Origin of the sequence: Algibacter sp. Ld11 (genome assembly GCF_045066735.1) — a bacterium.
GTDB lineage: Bacteria > Bacteroidota > Bacteroidia > Flavobacteriales > Flavobacteriaceae > Algibacter.
This window is the reverse complement of the sequence record NZ_JBISHH010000025.1, coordinates 525,258-543,400: the sequence shown is the minus strand read 5'-3', so window position 1 is coordinate 543,400 and position 18,143 is coordinate 525,258. Positions and strand designations below refer to the sequence as shown.

General features: G+C 32.5%; 12 protein-coding genes. 6 read left to right on the top strand and 6 right to left on the bottom strand.

Annotated elements, in window-relative coordinates; translation table 11 throughout:
• Nucleotides 1-6: 6 nt before the first annotated feature.
• Nucleotides 7-1,311: a CoF synthetase gene (locus tag ACJJV4_RS15970; protein WP_405296246.1), complete on the bottom strand. Its 1,305-nt coding sequence runs from the start codon at nucleotides 1,309-1,311 to the stop codon at nucleotides 7-9.
• Nucleotides 1,312-1,503: 192 nt separating this feature from the next.
• On the opposite strand from ACJJV4_RS15970, the gene ACJJV4_RS15965 reads away from it, so the two are divergent.
• Nucleotides 1,504-2,589 (top strand): hypothetical protein, encoded by a 1,086-nt coding sequence (locus ACJJV4_RS15965; RefSeq protein WP_405296244.1) that lies wholly within the window; start codon nucleotides 1,504-1,506, stop codon nucleotides 2,587-2,589.
• A gap of 244 nt (nucleotides 2,590-2,833) precedes the next feature.
• The gene (gene rplS / locus ACJJV4_RS15960; RefSeq protein ID WP_042502860.1) at nucleotides 2,834-3,184 is read left to right on the top strand and encodes a 50S ribosomal protein L19; all 351 of its coding nucleotides are present in this window, start codon (nucleotides 2,834-2,836) and stop codon (nucleotides 3,182-3,184) included.
• 791 nt (nucleotides 3,185-3,975) lie between these two features.
• Here the strand turns inward: rplS and ACJJV4_RS15955 are convergent.
• Nucleotides 3,976-5,565, bottom strand: coding sequence for a solute:sodium symporter family transporter (locus tag ACJJV4_RS15955; RefSeq protein WP_405296242.1), 1,590 nt, complete (start codon nucleotides 5,563-5,565; stop codon nucleotides 3,976-3,978).
• Between the two features lie 169 nt (nucleotides 5,566-5,734).
• Between ACJJV4_RS15955 and ACJJV4_RS15950 the strand changes: the two genes are divergently transcribed.
• The 4 genes from ACJJV4_RS15950 (at nucleotide 5,735) to ACJJV4_RS15935 (ending at nucleotide 11,987) form a co-directional block, all read left to right on the top strand.
• A complete protein-coding gene (locus ACJJV4_RS15950; RefSeq protein WP_405296240.1) occupies nucleotides 5,735-6,613 on the top strand; it encodes an aldose 1-epimerase in 879 nt (292 codons plus the stop codon).
• A gap of 17 nt (nucleotides 6,614-6,630) precedes the next feature.
• On the top strand, nucleotides 6,631-7,779 hold the full coding sequence (galK, locus tag ACJJV4_RS15945) for a galactokinase (RefSeq protein ID WP_405296238.1): 1,149 nt from the start codon (nucleotides 6,631-6,633) through the stop codon (nucleotides 7,777-7,779).
• Between the two features lie 23 nt (nucleotides 7,780-7,802).
• The gene (locus tag ACJJV4_RS15940) at nucleotides 7,803-8,822 is read left to right on the top strand and encodes a UDP-glucose--hexose-1-phosphate uridylyltransferase (RefSeq protein ID WP_405296236.1); all 1,020 of its coding nucleotides are present in this window, start codon (nucleotides 7,803-7,805) and stop codon (nucleotides 8,820-8,822) included.
• A gap of 501 nt (nucleotides 8,823-9,323) precedes the next feature.
• Nucleotides 9,324-11,987, top strand: coding sequence for a LamG-like jellyroll fold domain-containing protein (locus ACJJV4_RS15935; RefSeq protein ID WP_405296234.1), 2,664 nt, complete (start codon nucleotides 9,324-9,326; stop codon nucleotides 11,985-11,987).
• A gap of 62 nt (nucleotides 11,988-12,049) precedes the next feature.
• On the opposite strand, the gene hisS is transcribed toward ACJJV4_RS15935, so the two are convergent.
• The 4 genes from hisS to ACJJV4_RS15915 form a co-directional block, all read right to left on the bottom strand.
• Nucleotides 12,050-13,420, bottom strand: a complete 1,371-nt coding sequence (gene hisS, locus ACJJV4_RS15930) for a histidine--tRNA ligase (protein WP_405296232.1) — start codon at nucleotides 13,418-13,420, stop codon at nucleotides 12,050-12,052.
• Nucleotides 13,421-13,488: 68 nt separating this feature from the next.
• A complete protein-coding gene (locus ACJJV4_RS15925) occupies nucleotides 13,489-13,956 on the bottom strand; it encodes a DUF6495 family protein (protein ID WP_405296230.1) in 468 nt (155 codons plus the stop codon).
• Nucleotides 13,957-13,997: 41 nt separating this feature from the next.
• Complete coding sequence (locus ACJJV4_RS15920; protein WP_405296228.1) at nucleotides 13,998-14,870, bottom strand: glycerophosphodiester phosphodiesterase family protein; 873 nt, start codon at nucleotides 14,868-14,870, stop codon at nucleotides 13,998-14,000.
• 66 nt (nucleotides 14,871-14,936) lie between these two features.
• Nucleotides 14,937-18,107: a carboxypeptidase regulatory-like domain-containing protein gene (locus ACJJV4_RS15915; protein ID WP_405296226.1), complete on the bottom strand. Its 3,171-nt coding sequence runs from the start codon at nucleotides 18,105-18,107 to the stop codon at nucleotides 14,937-14,939.
• Nucleotides 18,108-18,143 lie beyond the last annotated feature (36 nt).

The window sequence follows — 18,143 nt, the reverse complement described above, 5'->3', positions numbered from 1 at the left end:
CTATTATTATTTGTATAAATTAACTGATATCTTTCTTTTTCCTGATTTTAAGCTAGGAATTACATCCACATATCCTATGTCTATGAGAGCATCTTTACCTATATCATTTTTAAACTTTTCGATTAGTAGGCTTTCTCGCTCAAACATTACATTTATATTCACTTTTATTTCATATTTTTTTTCTTCGTGCTGTATAAACTGTAATTGCTTAATCTCCGGAAAATCATAAACATAGGCGTGCATTGTAAACGGATTTAACATTTCTCCATTTGTTTTGTATAATACATCCATTTTTCTACCCTGAATACTCTCTAGTTTAGGGATATTATCATTACTATTTGTATCATTGAAAAAAGCACCAATATCACCGGTATCATAACGAATCATTGGGGTTGCCAAGTTATACAGATCTGTTATTACAATACGTCCCACGGCACCATATTCTATAGGCATATCACTTTCCAAATCTAAAATTTCTACAATGTAGCTGGCCCAATTTATTCTAAATCCTTCATCATTTGGCATTTGCTGCGCTATTATTCCATTTTCAACATTAGAATATCGCGATACAGTTGGGGATTTAAAATAATATTGCATTTTTGACTTTACCTCAGGGCTCAAACCTTCTGCAATGGCAATAATAGATTTTATATTACAATTTAAAGGTTTTGCCTTCATACTATCTAAAGATTTACAAATAGTTTCGAAACCAGAAGGATAACCAATCCAACCTTTAGGAGCCTTGTTTTTTTCTAACCTAGTTACCAACTCTTTAATGTAATTATCTGTTAAATCACTCACATCCAATTGCTCAGTATTTTGCAACCAAGCGATAATTTTAGGTTTCTTATAATACGCCGCCCACAACCTTAGATATAACAATTTTTCACCAAGTGTATAGCCTGCTAATTTTGCAAAATATAATGTATCTGCGGTATTTCTAATTTTTTTCCTTTTAGTTTGAAAAATCGAAAAGGGAGAACCTGTAGACCCGCTAGTTTTTACAGGGAGAAAATTATTGTTTTTATCATCAAAAGTAATAGCATCAAAATTTTCTTTAATAATTGATTTATTAACTACAGGAAAATCTTCAAGACTTTTGTAGCTTTTATAACTAGAATAAAAAGCGGAATTATTCACTGCAGTATCCAACAACGCATCTAAAGTAGGTTTTTGATATGCTTTTAAAGCACTAAAAGAAGTATAACTGAACATTCTTTCAATATCCTTAAAATCGTTTTTTACCGCTCCTCCTTTTATGGCATCTAGGGTCCAATAAGCCGCCTTTCTAAATCTGTTTAATATCTCCATAAACTACATCTGAAAAAGTATAAAAATAGTTTAATTAAGCTCTGCCCCATCATATATAATTTGATTAATTAAAAACATTGTTTTTCAGGTTAACTAGTCATCATTTTATCAAAAAATTGATAACTTCGTTTCATAGTTTATATTTCTATAGTTTAAAACTTCAACAATAAACTTTAAATTTATTTTTTTTTAATGCTATACATAACCTTCAATATAATAGACGCTTTAAAGTTCAAAGACTTTCAAGAATTATATAAACATATGCTTAATATGCGACAACCTGGTTATAAATTTCCCGACGATTCTCCAGAAATTGATTGGGACAGTAAGCATACTCAAGAAGAAATAGACGAAGCTGTAAAAAAACTTAACGATTATCTGGATGTGGAGCCAGAAGTTCTTAGGTTTAGAGCCCTAATACCCGATTATGCTAAGACACATTTTCAAAAATATGTAGATACAGATAACGAAAAGCTCAAAGTAATTGGTGTACAAAATGTTATTTCAATATTTAATTATTTAGAATATGGCTTTGAAGTTGATTTTGATAGCTTGGAAAAAACCAGCGAACATTTTGCTGTTATTAAATTTTATACCGCCAACTATCCTTTTGGAGGTATCGAGCGTTTTTTAATAACTCTAAAAGCATTCGAATTAACACCTATTGAGTGTTTTGATGGTTTCGCTATCTCCAAAATAGAATGGACTAATAGCTTGGAATATGAAACCACCGAATTAAAAGAAAAAACTAAAGCATATTTACAACAAAGTCTACTGAAAAGCAACACATCTATTATGGAACTATTATCTCATTTCTTAAACAGTGAAAAAACGTTATACCTTGCCGCTGGTATAATTGGAATTATTTCGGTAATTGCAGGCTTACTTTTTTTAATATGGTCCAATCATAAAAGTTTTGCTATTACCATGATCTTTATAGGTGTTTTAGAAATAGTTGCCATGTTTCCAGCATATCTCAAACATCATCAAAAAACAGACGATAAAATTTCCGTTTACGAAAACAATGCTTCAGACTTTAGAGAATCTGAAATTAAAAACTCTAAAAAGGCATTAAAATCTTTCTTTCGTTTAAAATTAGCCTACGCCCTTCTAATTGTTCTTCTTATTTTGAGCATGTCCTTCTTAAGTACAGATTCTATATTGTTCGGAATATTCACAGCACTAATTATACATCTCGCCTTTGCGATTACTATTGATAATTTTGGAGAAAAATACACCAAAACATATTTAACCGAATTAGAAATATTAATAAGTTGATATATTGAACTTGTTATCTAATGAATAGAACTAGTATACTTTACATTTAAAGACTCCTATGGTCACATATGGAATTAATAAAAACGACTCTTCAAGCTAAGATGAAACTCTAATAATTACTTTAAATCTATTTTTTTAATTGTGTGTTTTAAAATAATAAGTATCTTTGCACCCAATTTCGGGTTAACCTCTGGCGAGAATCGTGAATGTTGTTCTGAATTAATAATTAAATAAATATAAAGATATGGAATCTTTAGTAAAATTTGTTCAAGACGAGTTTGTAACAAAAAAAGATTTTCCAGAGTTTGGAGCTGGAGACACAATTACTGTTTACTACGAAATTAAAGAGGGTACTAAAACACGTACTCAGTTTTTTAGAGGTGTAGTAATCCAAAGAAGAGGATCAGGTTCTTCTGAAACTTTTACAATTAGAAAAATGTCTGGTACTATTGGGGTAGAACGTATTTTCCCTGTTAATTTACCTGCATTACAAAAGATAGAAGTTAACAAACGTGGTAAAGTACGTAGAGCTAGAATCTACTACTTCAGAGGTTTAACTGGTAAAAAAGCTAGAATCACCGAGCGTAGACGTTAATCACAAAATACTGTTTTACAGTAAGTTAAAAGCCTTAAGATTTATCTTAAGGCTTTTTTTATTAACAAATGTTAATAACATTAGTTTATAAATTGTTGATAACTAGACCCTTAAAAACTTTTAGATTTTGTATTGTGGTTGTATCTTAGCAGTAAGGATAATGACAACGATAGTTGGTTTCACTTCAACACTGAATTTACATAACATTCTAAATAAGATAACGTTCTTACAAATTATTGTTTTTTTAAGATTTTGTTACTTCAGGTGTATGCGTGGGTAGCAAAAACAAAAGGACATTATAAAACACTAAATACCGAAAGGTGATAATGTTTAATGATGGACTACTTTTAAAAGTATATATGAATGAAAGTTTAAATAACTTTTAGAAGTTATGTTAATAGAGAAATAATTGCGAAAGCGAATAAAGACCTTTTAACATCGACAAAAACAATTACCACGGTATATTAATGTAATAGGTCAATACATTTTGAAAATTACAATAGTGTACCAATTGAAATAGCAGACTTGAATTGAATAGGTTTTGATGAAAATTCAAATCTCAATAGTAAAACATTACTAAATTCAAGAAAACAAGAAACACTATTTCAAAAAAGCCATATCAAAGGAGATTAAGTTCTGCAGTGATATGGCTTTTGTTTTTTAAAGCTATTTTGAGAAGGAAAAATGCCTACCTATAATTGAAAAGCTAATAAGGTTAAGCTGATAATATTATATAAAACAAAAAAAAGCGTTCATTAAAATGAACGCTTTTTTTTGTTTTAATATTTATTTTATGAAAAATACACGTAAATACCAATCACTATTGCGCATATAGCAATCCCCACGATTTTTAAATGTTTCCATGGCGTAATATCTACTTGCTTTGTAAACTCTAGTATAAATGGTTCTTTACGAGGATATAGTTTACCAATAATAAGCATAATAACAACATTAAGCACAAATAAAATAGCCAAAACGTGTAAGAAATGTGGGTAATTATCGGCACCTACAACAAATGGCTTAATAACAAACTGGCTCAAACTATATAATATCACTCCCGAAATAATGGCCACCTTAGCAGCAACTGCTGGTACGTATTTAGTTAAATACCCAACTACAACAATGGTTAGAATAGGAATACTATAGCAACCGTTCACTTCTTGTAAATAACCAAACAATCCATCGGGAGCATTAGCTATTAAAGGCGCTATACACATAGATAAAATAGCTAAAATCATTCCAAAAGATTTTCCTGCAAATACCGTTTGATGCTCAGTAGCTTCTTTATTAATATGAGATTTATATATATCGATACCGAATAAAGTTACCGAACTATTTAATGCAGAATTGAAAGAACTTAAAATAGCTCCAAACAAAACTGCTGCAAAGAAACCTACCAATCCTGCGGGTAACACTTCGGTTACTAATCTCGGGTAAGCTTCATCCGGGTTCTCTAAAGTATTTCCAAACATATGAAAAGCTATAATACCAGGTAGAACAACAATTAGTGGTCCAAGAATTTTGACACCCGAAGCTAACAATAATCCTTTTTGACCTTCTTTTAAGTTTTTCGCTCCTAAAGCACGTTGTATAATAGCCTGATTAGTTCCCCAATAAAACAACTGCACTAACATCATTCCTGTAAAAATTGTTCCGAATGGAATAGCAGAATCAGGGCCTCCTAGCGCTTTAAATTTATCAGGATTTGTAGTCATTAAAGTAGATATACCGTCACCAATACTACCATCTCCAATAGCTAATAATCCAAAAAACGGTATTAAAAGCCCTCCTACCAATAGGCCAACCGCATTTATCGTATCAGAAACAGCAACAGCTTTTAAACCTCCAAAAATAGCGTAAATAGATCCAATAATACCAATTCCCCAAACCGTAATCCAGAGCGCTGTAGTTTTAGAAACATCTAGCATCTCGGGCACGTTAAACATTGAGTTGATAGCCAAAGCACCTGAATAAAGTACTATTGGTAATAACACCACAACATACCCACTTAAAAATAAGCCAGAAGTTATGGTTTTCGTCATTTTATCATAACGTTTTTCTAAAAACTGAGGGACCGTAGTTATACCTCCTTTTAAATATCTTGGTAATAAAAATACAGCAGTTATAACCATGGCGATAGCTGCCAGTGTTTCCCAGGCCATAACTAAAATACCTTCCTTAAAAGCCGAACCATTTAACCCAACTATTTGCTCTGTAGATAAATTGGTTAATAATAAAGACCCGGCAATTACAACCCCTGTTAAACTCCTTCCTCCTAGAAAATAACCATCGGAAGAATCCTCATTTGTTTTTCGAGTTGCTAAATAGGATACAACAGCTACTAATACTGTAAATCCTAAAAATGATATAATTTGCATCATACTTTTTGTGGTTTAGTTAGTTTAATTTAATTCAAAATTCAAATATATCTAAAATAAGGAGATAAATCGCTTTTTAACTGTAAAAAATACGTTTATTTTAAGCGATTCCCTTGTATTTAGACGTCTAAATGCTATATTTGTAAAACCAATTATTTAATACTAAACAATTTTGTACACTATTAAACACAGCAACTCAGCTCTTGAGATAGAAAATTCGAGCCAAACAGTATTTGCAAAAATCTGTTTAAACGATGGAGCCAGTCTTCAAGAATTAAAACTCTTTGGAACAACTCTAATAAAAGATTTAAGCCCTTTAGATTATAAAAACACTTATGCATCCTCCGTTTTATTTCCATTTGCAAATAGAATTAAAGATGGTACTTATCAATATAATGGAGAAACCTATAAATTCCCTATTAACGAAGTTGCAAACAACAACGCCTTGCATGGCTTGGTGTTTAACAAGACTTTCAATGTTATAGACGAAGTAAGCACAAAAAATAGCGCATCTGTAAAACTGCTATATAAGGAAACTCAAAAATCTGAAGGCTTTCCCTTTACTTTTTCAATTCAACTAGAATATAGAATAACAGAAACAACATTGGATTTAAATGTTGAAGTAATGAATACTGATACAGAAGTATTCCCGTTTACCTTAGGTTGGCATCCCTACTTTTTAAGTAGCAATTTATCTGAAAGTTTACTATCTTTTAATAGTTCAAAAAAAATGGCCTTTAGTGATCGCATGATAACCACCGAAACGATTAATAATCCAGATTCTTCTGAAATTTTATTAAAAAACAAACAGCTCGATGATTGTTGGGCATTGGATAATACCAACGTTGAATTCGCAACACCTAATTACAATTTAAGCATCAATTCCTCAGAAGAAGATTGCTTTCTGCAAGCCTATACTCCTCCACTAACCAACGTTATTGCCATAGAGCCAACAACAGGTGTTTCCGATAGTTTTAATAATAAAATTGGTCTAAAAACTTTAAACCCTGGTGATAGATATACATTAAACTGGAACCTAAAACTGAACTAATATAACACCAAGAAATTATGAATACGAATTTAATAAAGCATATTAAACAAGAATTTCTAAATAAATTCAATCATGAACCTTTAATGGTATTCTCTCCCGGGAGAATTAATATCATTGGTGAGCACACCGATTATAATGATGGGTTTGTATTTCCTGCCGCAGTAAACAAAGGTATTATAGCGGCTATCAATAAAGCCACTGGCAAAACATCATCTGTATCAGCAGCCGATTTTAACGACACTATTGAATTTTCTATAGATTCTATTAAACCTATGGCTAAGGAGAGTTGGGGTAATTATGTTTTAGGTGTGATTGCAGAAATTCAAAAGCTAGGTAAAACTATCGAGAATTTCAATATGGTGTTTGGTGGAGATATTCCATCTGGTTCAGGAATGTCGTCTTCTGCTGCCTTAGAGAATAGTGTTGTTTTTGGTTTAAATATATTGTTTAATCTAGGTTTAAGCAAAACCGAAATGATATTTATTTCGCAAAAAGCAGAACACAACTACGTAGGCGTAAATTGTGGTATTATGGATCAATACGCCAGCATGTTTGGTATTAAAAATCACGCATTATTATTAGATTGCCGTTCGATTGAAGCTAAACCTTTTGAAATTAACTTCGAAAATTACGAGCTTATGCTTATCAATACGAATGTAAAACACAGCTTATCTGATAGCGCCTATAATGATCGCCGTTCTGTATGTGAGAGTATTTCAAAAATGCTTAATATAAAAGCTTTAAGAGATGCAACCGAAACCGATTTACAGAAGGTAAAAGATAAAGTTACAGACGAAGATTACCAGAAAGCACTATTTGTAATACAAGAAAATGAACGTGCAGAAAAAGCTTCTAAAGCGATGCAAAGTGGCGACCTAGAGACATTAGGTAAATTAATTTACGGATCTCATAATGGTTTACAGAACCAATATAAAGTAAGCTGTATTGAATTGGATTTTTTAGTTGAAAAAGCTAAAGAAAACAAACTTATTCTAGGGGCACGTATGATGGGTGGCGGCTTTGGAGGCTGTACTATAAACCTAATTGCTAAAAATGCAGTGGAAGATTTTAAAGCATCGGTAGCACAAGCTTATAAAAAAGAATTCAATAAAGATTGCTCTATTTATACCGTAGAACTTTCAGATGGCACACACCTTATAAAATAATTCAAAATTTAAAAGACATTATAATGACTACCGACTTACAAGATTTTTCGCATAAACGCTATAATATTTTAACTGGAGAATGGGTTTTAGTTTCTCCTCACCGTGCTAAACGTCCATGGCAAGGACAAAATGAAGCCGTAAATAACGAAGTTCGCCCAACTTATGATGAAAGCTGCTACCTATGTGCAGGAAACACAAGAATAAACGGAGAAGTAAACCCGAAATACGACGATGTTTTCGTTTTTACTAACGATTTTGGAGCATTACAAACCGACTCTAAGGTTTTTAAAGTTAACGATGGTTTATTAAAAGCACAAAGCGAACAAGGTATTTGTAAAGTAATCTGTTTTAGCCCAGACCATTCAAAAAGTTTAGCAGATATGGACCCTAGCGAAATTGAAAAAGTTGTATTTGCTTGGCAACGTGAATACAATGAACTCGCTAAGAACGACTTAATAAATTATGTTCAAATTTTCGAAAACAAAGGTGCCGTAATGGGCTGTAGCAACCCACATCCACATGGTCAGATATGGAGCCAAACTACGTTACCGAACGAAGTCGATAAGAAAAATACACAACAATTAAATTATTATAATAAAAATAACAGTAGTCTTTTAGGTGATTATTTAGTTCAAGAATTGGAAAAACAAGAACGTATTATTTTTGAAAATGATGCCTTCGTAGTACTTATCCCGTTTTGGGCTGTTTGGCCATTTGAAGCTATGATTGCTCCAAAAAAACAACAAAGAAATATTTCTGAATTATCTGGAAATGAAACTTTACTTTATGCAGAAGCTATTTCGGTAATAACCAAAGCCTACGATAAATTATTTAATACCTCATTTCCTTACTCAAGTGGTATCCATCAATCTCCTACAAACGGAGACGCTAACAATCACTGGCATTGGCACATGAGTTTCTATCCTCCATTATTGCGTAGTGCAACGGTTAAAAAATTTATGGTTGGTTACGAAATGTTTGGTTCACCACAACGTGATATTACAGCGGAGAGCGCAGTAAAAATGCTACGTGATTTACTCTAAACTATTTAAAAAATAAAAAAAGCCTTTACATGAAAATTGTAAAGGCTTTTTTTTGTGCTTTACTTTTAAAATCTAATAAATTTTTATTCAAATTAAACTAACTTTTTTTGCATTCATATTTAAATAGCCCATCAATATTTGCAAACGCATTTTATAAATAAATAGTACTTCTATTAAAAAAAACTAAAATTTGAATTTTAAACTTTATTACCCTGAAATCACTAAAAAACGACCTTTAATCGAATATTTAAAAACATGTAAATGTATTTCAACGATTAATTAATGTATTTCAACGTTAATATTATAATGTTTCATATGTTTGTGGTAAGAAAATTAAAACATAACCCAAAAACAAACAAAAATGCATATTCTAAATACAATTGAGTACCAAATCACAAATAGTAAAAGAATAAAATAGTAATAACCTATAAGGAGTTTCCCCTAAACTTCTTTAAAATTCTCCCTAAGAATTTTTAGCGTTAACTAAAACCTTACCTACTTATGAATACGATATGCAAATTTCGCTGGTTAAAAAATTGCACACTTACATTAATAATGTATAGCTTTTCGATACCTCTAAACCTAAGTGCATACAACCTCGCTACAACCGTTTCTAACCATAACAAAATAGCTTTATGTGAAACTAATCTTGCTGTAGTAGAATCATCCATAAATGTAAATGGAAAATATGAACTTTATTTCGATGGTTTAGACGATTATGCTGAAGAGCCATACGTTATAGATTCTTGGGAAGAAGTAACGATCATGACATGGGTAAAACTTGACAGTTTATCCCAAAATGTTCAAATTATTGCGGGTCAACGCTCATTTTATCTTCAACTTAATCCTAATAAAAGTATTAGTGCTTTTGCTAACTCAAAAACGCTTACAAGTAAAACACTCTTAAATACAAATCAATGGTATCATGTTACAGTAACACATAAACCAAACAATTTTAACCTATACATTAATGGTGTTGAAGAAGCATCGAGATCAACAGCTTCTGGAAATATAAATCACGATACATCAAACTTCACAATTGGTAAATATCCAAGCAATAGTAGTAATTATTTTAATGGTTCTATAGATGAGTTTAGGTTGTTCAACAAAGCGCTTTCTAGCAACGAACTTCGTAAAATAATATATCAAGAAATTGAAGACAATAATGGTATCGTAAAAGGAAGTGTTTTATCTAAAAATATAACAGATTTTAATGCAGAACTGAATACATCAACACCGTTACCATGGGAAAACTTAAAAAGGTATTACCGTATGGATATCATAGAGGAAAATATACTTCACGATTCTGCCGCGGCTATAAGCGACAATAACATACATGCCCAAATTCATAATATAGAAACAGTAAACCAACAATCGACGCCGTTGCCTTTTGTTACTACGCAATCTGGTTCTCTAGAAGTAGCCATAAATAATGCCGAAACAGGTGTTTATGGAGCAGATGCTATAAACTTAGATTGGTCTATTGTTCATATTAAACATAATGATGTTTTTTATTCTAATTCTCAAAAGCATTTAGGATTAATTATCGACGATACAGATTCTCATTTAAACCCAATCACCTATGTGGTAAGAAACGATTCCGAATTAAATATAAGCTGGTATTTAAACTTAAATGGCACTATTGATTTAAGAGGGAAATCTCAACTAATACAAGGCTTAGAGAGTACATTAGCTACAACTAGCCGAGGTAAAATACAGCAAAATAAAGAACTTGAAGGTGATATTTATACATACAATTATTGGTCGTCTCCTGTGGGACAAACTAATAATGTATCAAACAATAATAATTACAAAGTAACCGATATATTTAAAAACATAAGCTTTTTAAAATCCGGTTATAACGGCACAGAAACAGCAATTGCAGACTATTGGATTTGGAAATATTGCAATTTAATGAACCAAGACATTCCTATTTGGCAGCAAATAAGAAGCACAGGAACTATAAACTCAGGAGAAGGCTTTACCATGAAAGGTACAGGAATTGGTAGTGAAAAGCTTAAACAAACCTATGCCTTTGAAGGAAAGCCAAATAATGGCGATATCAATATACCAGTTTACGCAGGTAACGAATATTTAGTTGGCAACCCTTACCCTTCTCCTATTGATGCTCAACAATTTATTTTAGATAATAGCGAAAAACAATCTGGAGTTACAACGGGTATTATTTATTACAAAGAGCATTATAGTGGTGGTACACATAGCCAAAGCGATTTTCAAGGTGGCTATGCAACCTACTCGCTTGCTGGTGGTGTTCCTGCCGTATGGCAAGGTTTAACACCTCCTCTAACAACAACAGACGATTTAAACATAGACTCAGAAAGGCAATACATACCAATTGGGCAAGCCTTTTTTGTTATGGCAAAAACCCCTGGTAATATTAACTTTAATAACGGTCAACGTGCATTTCATGTCGACAATACTTTATCAGCCAAATCTGGACATAGTAAAATAGCAGCAGAAAGTGATACTAGACCAAAACTTCGAATTGGTTTTAATTCGGTAAACCAAATTCATAGACAACTTTTAGTAACGGCAGATGAGCATGCTACTTCAGATTATGATGAAGGATTTGATGCTCAAGACATCGATCAACTATCGGATGATATGTACTGGTTAATTAATAATGAAAAATTTAGTATACAAGGTATCGATACCATGGATGAAACAACAAAAATTCCTTTAGGTATCCATACTAAAACCAACGGTACAAACACAATTAGCTTAGATAAACTGGAAAATTTCCCTGAAGCCTTAAACGTTTATCTTTTTGATAAATTATTAAATATTAGTCATAACCTAAAAGAAAGCGATTATACTATTTCTTTAGCGGCAGGTTCACATTTAAACCGATTTGAAATTACATTCTTCGAGCAAGTTACTTTAGCTACAACTGATTTAAAACATGAGAACATTGCAATCACCTATACCAATGCGGAGAATAAAATAATAGTTACAAACCCAAATTCTGCTCGCATAAAAACTATAGAACTATATAATATTATAGGACAAAATATAGTTGAAATAAAAACAGAAAATACAAATAAGCGTTTAGTACATAAAATAGAGCAATTAAAAACGGGAATTTACATTTTTACAGTAAATACCGAATTTGGAGCAATTTCTAAAAAAATAATGGTGCAATAAGATTACCTTATTAACACCATTGTTTTTTTTACACAAAAATTAAATCAAAGTGGCTTTTGAAACTATTTAATTTTAGAAATTAAAGTTTCCAAAGTTACTTTGTCTTGTTCTCCAGAAATCATATTTTTTAAGGTATACGTATTCGATTCCATTTCCTGATCACCAACTAATACTACAAAGGGTATAGCGCGCTTATTAGCGTGATTCATTTGCTTTTTCATTTTGGCAGCATCAGGGTAAAGCTCTGCATTAACACCTTCTGCTCTTAAGGTTTTAATAGCTTTTAAACTAAACAACGCCTCTTTATCTCCAAAATTGATAAATAAAACCTCTATATTTTTTGATACCGTTTCCGGGAATAAACCAAGTTCTTCTAATACTAAATAAATACGATCTAAACCAAAACTAATACCAACACCACTAACATCTTTCATTCCGAAAATACCCGTTAAATCATCGTAACGACCACCACCACCAATAGAGCCCATACTCACTGTTTTTGGTGCAGCAACTTCAAAAATAGCGCCTGTATAATAATTTAAACCCCTAGCCAATGTAACATCTAACTGTAAGGCCGCGGTTTTTAACCCTAATTCTGAAATAGCTTCGTTGATAAAAGCTAATTCTTCAATTCCTTTTTTACCTTCTTCAGATGAATCTAAAATAGATTTGAGACTTTCAATTTGAGATTCAAAATCGCCTGAAAGTGTAAATAACGGTTGAAGTTTTGTAATACCTTCTTCTAAAATACCTTTAGAACGCATTTCTTCTTTTACCTTCTCTTCGCCTATTTTATCCAGCTTATCTAAAGCGACTGTAAAATCGATTAATTTATCTGAGGCTCCAATAACTTCAGCAATACCAGAAAGTATTTTTCGGTTATTAATTTTAATAGTAACACCTTCTAACTTTAAAGCTGAAAATACCGTATCATAAAGCTGAATAAACTCCACTTCTTGCCAAAGTGATTTAGACCCCACAACATCGGCATCACATTGAAAAAACTCTCTAAAACGACCTTTTTGTGGTCTATCGGCGCGCCAAACAGGCTGTATTTGGTAACGCTTAAAAGGGAATTCTATTTCGTTTTGGTGTTGTACTACATAACGTGCAAATGGTACGGTTAAATCGTAACGTAATGCTTTTTCTGATATACTAGACGTTAATTTAGTTGAATCTTTTTCAGTGTAAGCTTGCTCATTAGCTTTATTCAAATAATCACCAGAATTCAAGATTTTAAAAATCAAACGATCACCTTCTTCTCCATATTTCCCCATTAAGGTATCGCTGTTTTCAAAACTTGGAGTTTCTATAGGTTGAAATCCAAAAGTTTCAAAAGCACCTCGAATACTATTAAAAATATAGTTTCGTTTGGCAACTTGTTCTGGATTAAAATCTCTTGTTCCTTTTGGTATGCTTGGTTTCTGAGCCATATTTAAACGTTCTACTTTGGTAGAATTTCTTTTTATTAATATTGTTTTGTTTCCGCGTGAGCGAAGGCTTAATTAATCAGCTTATAAAAATACTGATACAGTTCTCCTTTAGTAATTGAGGCACCTTGTTCAATCATTTTAAATTTATCTAAGTTTTTATCTTCGCTGTATGCTTTATCTGCTTGTAAAAACTCAACATTTTCGTCCATTAAATTTGCACGAAGCCAATCATAACCTTCTTGTGTGGTTATATCAACATCATTTTTCAAGTTTACTACAATAGCATGCATTTGGTCTTCTTTTAAATTAAACAAATACATATGTTGTGGTGCAAAATGCTCAAGATATTCGGCTTTATTTAAGGCACCTTCCCAAATTAAATCGCTAAAAACATCCAGTTCCATTTCTGCTAAATCGGGCTTATTGGTTTTTAAATTTGTCCACTCGTCGGCAGTTATAGATTGGGTTGCCAAAAAATTAATAAATTCTTGGTGTAACTCTTCGAATTGTTCTTTTGTTAATCTTGAATATTTCATGATAATCTTTTTATTCTCCCACTATTAGAGAATTATATTTATTATTTTTTAATATTTAAACTTGCAGCCGCTGCAAACGGCCTATCGGTTGCAATAACATCAACACCTAAATCTACCCATTTCTGATAAAGATGGTCACCTTTAGCTTGTGCTTGCTTATCTAAGTTACCTAAAGTACCGAGCATACAGGTAATTCCCAAATCGTGTAATTTTTTATAAAATGCTTCAGGAGATAATCTAGTTCCCGTAAAGGCAATCATGTTTGCTGTTGGAATTTCAGAATGTAACAACCAATCTAATTCTTTGTCGTTTCTCGCAGATACGGATAACAATAATTCTGGAGCTGCTTTGTAGGCTGCGCTGGCTTGTTTCATATCATAAGTAATAATCACCGAAATATCTTCAGCACCAGTTTCTTTAACCAAAGCGACAACTTGATCTACAGAAACACTCTTTTTTATATCGATAGTTAATATCACATTATTTGCTTTTGCCCAAAGAAGAACATCTTTAAATAATGGAATTTTAAATGTAGTTTCGTTACCAAAATCGTCTTCTAAATTATACTGTAATAATTCTTGATAGGTATAATTTGTAATATCTCCTTCGCCTGTAGAGGTTCTACCTAAGCGATTATCGTGCATTAAAACAAGTACATTATCCTTGGTTTTAGCGATATCAATTTCATAAACAGCAGGAATACTATCGTTTATAAACATTATGGTTTCTAAACAATTTTCTGGATAATTTTTAATAGACTTACCTCCTCTATGCACACTGATAACTGGTGCTTTATTTGGCTGATAGCTCAATCGTTCAATTAAAACTGATTTTGCAGATTGTTTTTCTTTTTTAGTATTTTCTTTACAAGAAAAACTTGCTAAAAAAACACAAAGTATAACTATATATTTCATTTTATTCATAAAAAAAGCGCCCCTTAGTTAAGGAGCGCCAAATTTAAGAATATATCTGTTATTATCTTAGAAAATATAGCGTAAACCTACTTGAGCTTGCCATCTAGAAGCTAAACTAGAATCAAAACCAAAGGTTTTAGTTTGATTTTCGTTAAAAGAATAGATTGGTTGCTGCGTTCTGTCTGCAACATAAACATTAGGATCAGGATTGGCATCAGGAAAACTTACACCAATTGGCTGTACATTATTAGGTTGTTGAATAATTCCCCAATCTGAATTTAATAAGTTACCAAAGTTTAAAATATCAATACTAAATTGAATAGTATTGGTTTTATCTTCCGATACTTTTATTCTGTAATCTTGTAAGAATTTAACATCCCACTTACCTCTCCAAGGCGCTAATGCTCCGTAACGTTCTGCATATTGACCTCTGTTATCACTTAAGTAATCGTCTTGACCAATGTATGCCTCTAAAGCAGCAGCATCTCCCGTTCCAGCAAATTGCATAGAACTTATTTCTCCAGCAGTAGGAATATAAATTAAATCGTTAATAGACGAACCATCATTGTTTATATCTCCACCATACACGTAGTTAAAACGAGCACCTTGTGCATATTCAAAAAATGTAGATATTGTAGTAGACCATTTATCATTTCCGTAATCCCATTTTTTACTAGCTACACCAATAAAACGATGCTTATCTCCGTATTTAGAATGTGAAAGCACATCGTTATTTACATTACCTAATGCAGGGTTACCATTAAAAGCATCTCCTGTAATTTCAGCTTCAATAGAATTTACATCTCTAGCATCTAAATAACTATAAGCTAACATAGAATAAAGACCATTTGCGAATGTTTTTTGAGCTTTTAATGAAGCATTCCATATACGACCTTCATTAGAGTTTGTCATAACGTAAGCATTACCGGTAACAACTTCACCCCAAGGTAATGTGGCTTTCGCACGATCACTATCACCATAAATAGCTCTATTATCTACACCTTGTAACTGACTTGTTGGTTTATTTAAACCCCAGTTTTGAACGTGAACACCATTTACATCTTTGGTGTAAGATAAATCCGCTGTTAAAATAATACCGTTTTCAAGTTTTCTATCTAAACCTAAGTTTGTTCTCCAAACTTGTGGAAATTTAAAATCTGGATCTACAGCTTGGTAGAAAAATGCATCTACACCACTAACTTGGTTTCCTACCCAAACAAAAGGAAAACGACCCGTAAATAAACCTGTACCACCTCTTAATTGAAAAGAACTATCACCATTAGCATCATAATTAAATCCAACTCTAGGTGATACTAACCAATCTGTACTTGGCATTTGTGTAGAATCTATTAATAAAGGCTCTCCTGTATTAGGATCTATATATTCTACATCTGGTAAATAGATTTCTCCGTTTTCCGTATCTATAAACTCTTGCGCATTATCTGCTGTATCAAAAAACAAAGGTTTATCAAAACGGATACCATATGTTAATTTGAAATTTTCTGATACATTCCATTCATCTTGTGCATAAAATGCTAACTGCCCAACATTAGTTTCAGCTAATAACCAACCGCCATCTACGCCATCAGGCAATCCGTTTTTAGAAGCAAATGTAGCTTGCGCTCCTGAAAAATCGTAATTAGCAGCATTAAATTCAGCAATATCGACTCTCCCAAACACATCAAAACCATAACCTTTTAAGTTAAAAGAATTATCAAACTCGAATTTCTCGAAAGATGTTCCTATCGTGAATGTGTGATCACCTTGAAAGAAATTTAAATTATCGGTAAACTGAAATACCTTCTGATCTAATTTATTATTAATTGAAAAAGGTTCGTGACCTGCAATAATATAAGGAGAGCCATCTTTATAAATATTTATAACCGGTGACGGTGTAGAGAACGGCGTTCTAAAATCATCAAAATGTGTATAACCAACTTGTAACTTATTGGTTGAAGTCTCTGACAAAGTTGAATTTAATTCTATTTGTATAGATTTTAAATTGTTATTAATCTCGTAACCCGAATTTTGAAATTGTAATGTTGAAGCATCTGGTCCTCTTAGATTAATAGCCGAAGGATGCGCAGGCTTTTCTTGAGAGGCATTCAAAAAATTATAAACAACAGCCAAACGGTTACTATCGTTAATATTCCAATCAATTTTAAAAATACCCTTAGTAGATTCTGAAGCATGTGTAAAACCTTGGTAAGCACCAGGATCATAGCCTTGAGCTCTTAAAGCCGTTTGCACAGCGATTAAATCACTTTCTAAAACTCTAGATTCGGTAATACCACCTGTACCTGTATTTGGAGTCCACCCGTTAGTTCCTAAATCGTCACGCTCATCTTTTTCAAAATTCGCAAAAAAGAATAATTTATCTTTAATTATTGGGCCACCAATACTTACGCCATATTGCGTTTGGTTTAAATCTGGTCGTGCAACATCTTCACCTTTAATTTTTTTACCTGTCATAGTTTCATCTCTGTAAAAACCATAAACTGTACCGTGGAAATCGTTTGTTCCACTTTTAGTAACCGCATTTACTGATGCTCCGGTAAACCCAGACTGTGTAACATCATAAGGCGCAGTAGATACTTGAATTTGCTCAATAGCATCTAAAGAAACCGGCTGAGAACCTGTTTGCCCTCCAGGAGTTGCTGCATCTAACCCAAAAGGATTATTAAAAACAGCTCCATCTAGTGAAAAATTGTTAAACTGATCGTTTCTACCTCCAAAAGAGCCTCCACTAGCTGTTGGTTCTAACCTTGTAAAATCAGACTGAGATCTTGAAATAGTTGGTAAACGCGTTAATTCACGACGGCCAACGCTCGTTTCTGCTCCCGTTCTATCGCTTCCAAAGGTTCCTGTGCCCCCGTTAGCCTGAATAACTACAGCATCTAACTGCTCGCTATCCTCAGATAAAACAACATCTACATTCTGTGTTTTTCCCAAAGTAAGGTAAACGTTTTTAAACGCTTGCTCTTTGTAACCTACATAACTCACTGTAATGGTATATGGACCACCAACTCTTAAGTTTAATAGATTAAATCGGCCATCAAAATTAGTTGCCGCTCCATATTTTGTACCCGTTGGGGTATGAATGGCTAGAACATTGGCTCCAGGCAATGGTTCTGAAGTTTGATCTAAAACGAGTCCTTTTATATTTGATGTAGTCACTTGAGCAAACGACAACATGGCAAAAAATAAAAAGAAAATTGAAAGAGTAATTTTTTTCATTTGTTAAAAATTGAGTTAAAGTTTTTAGTTTCAAAA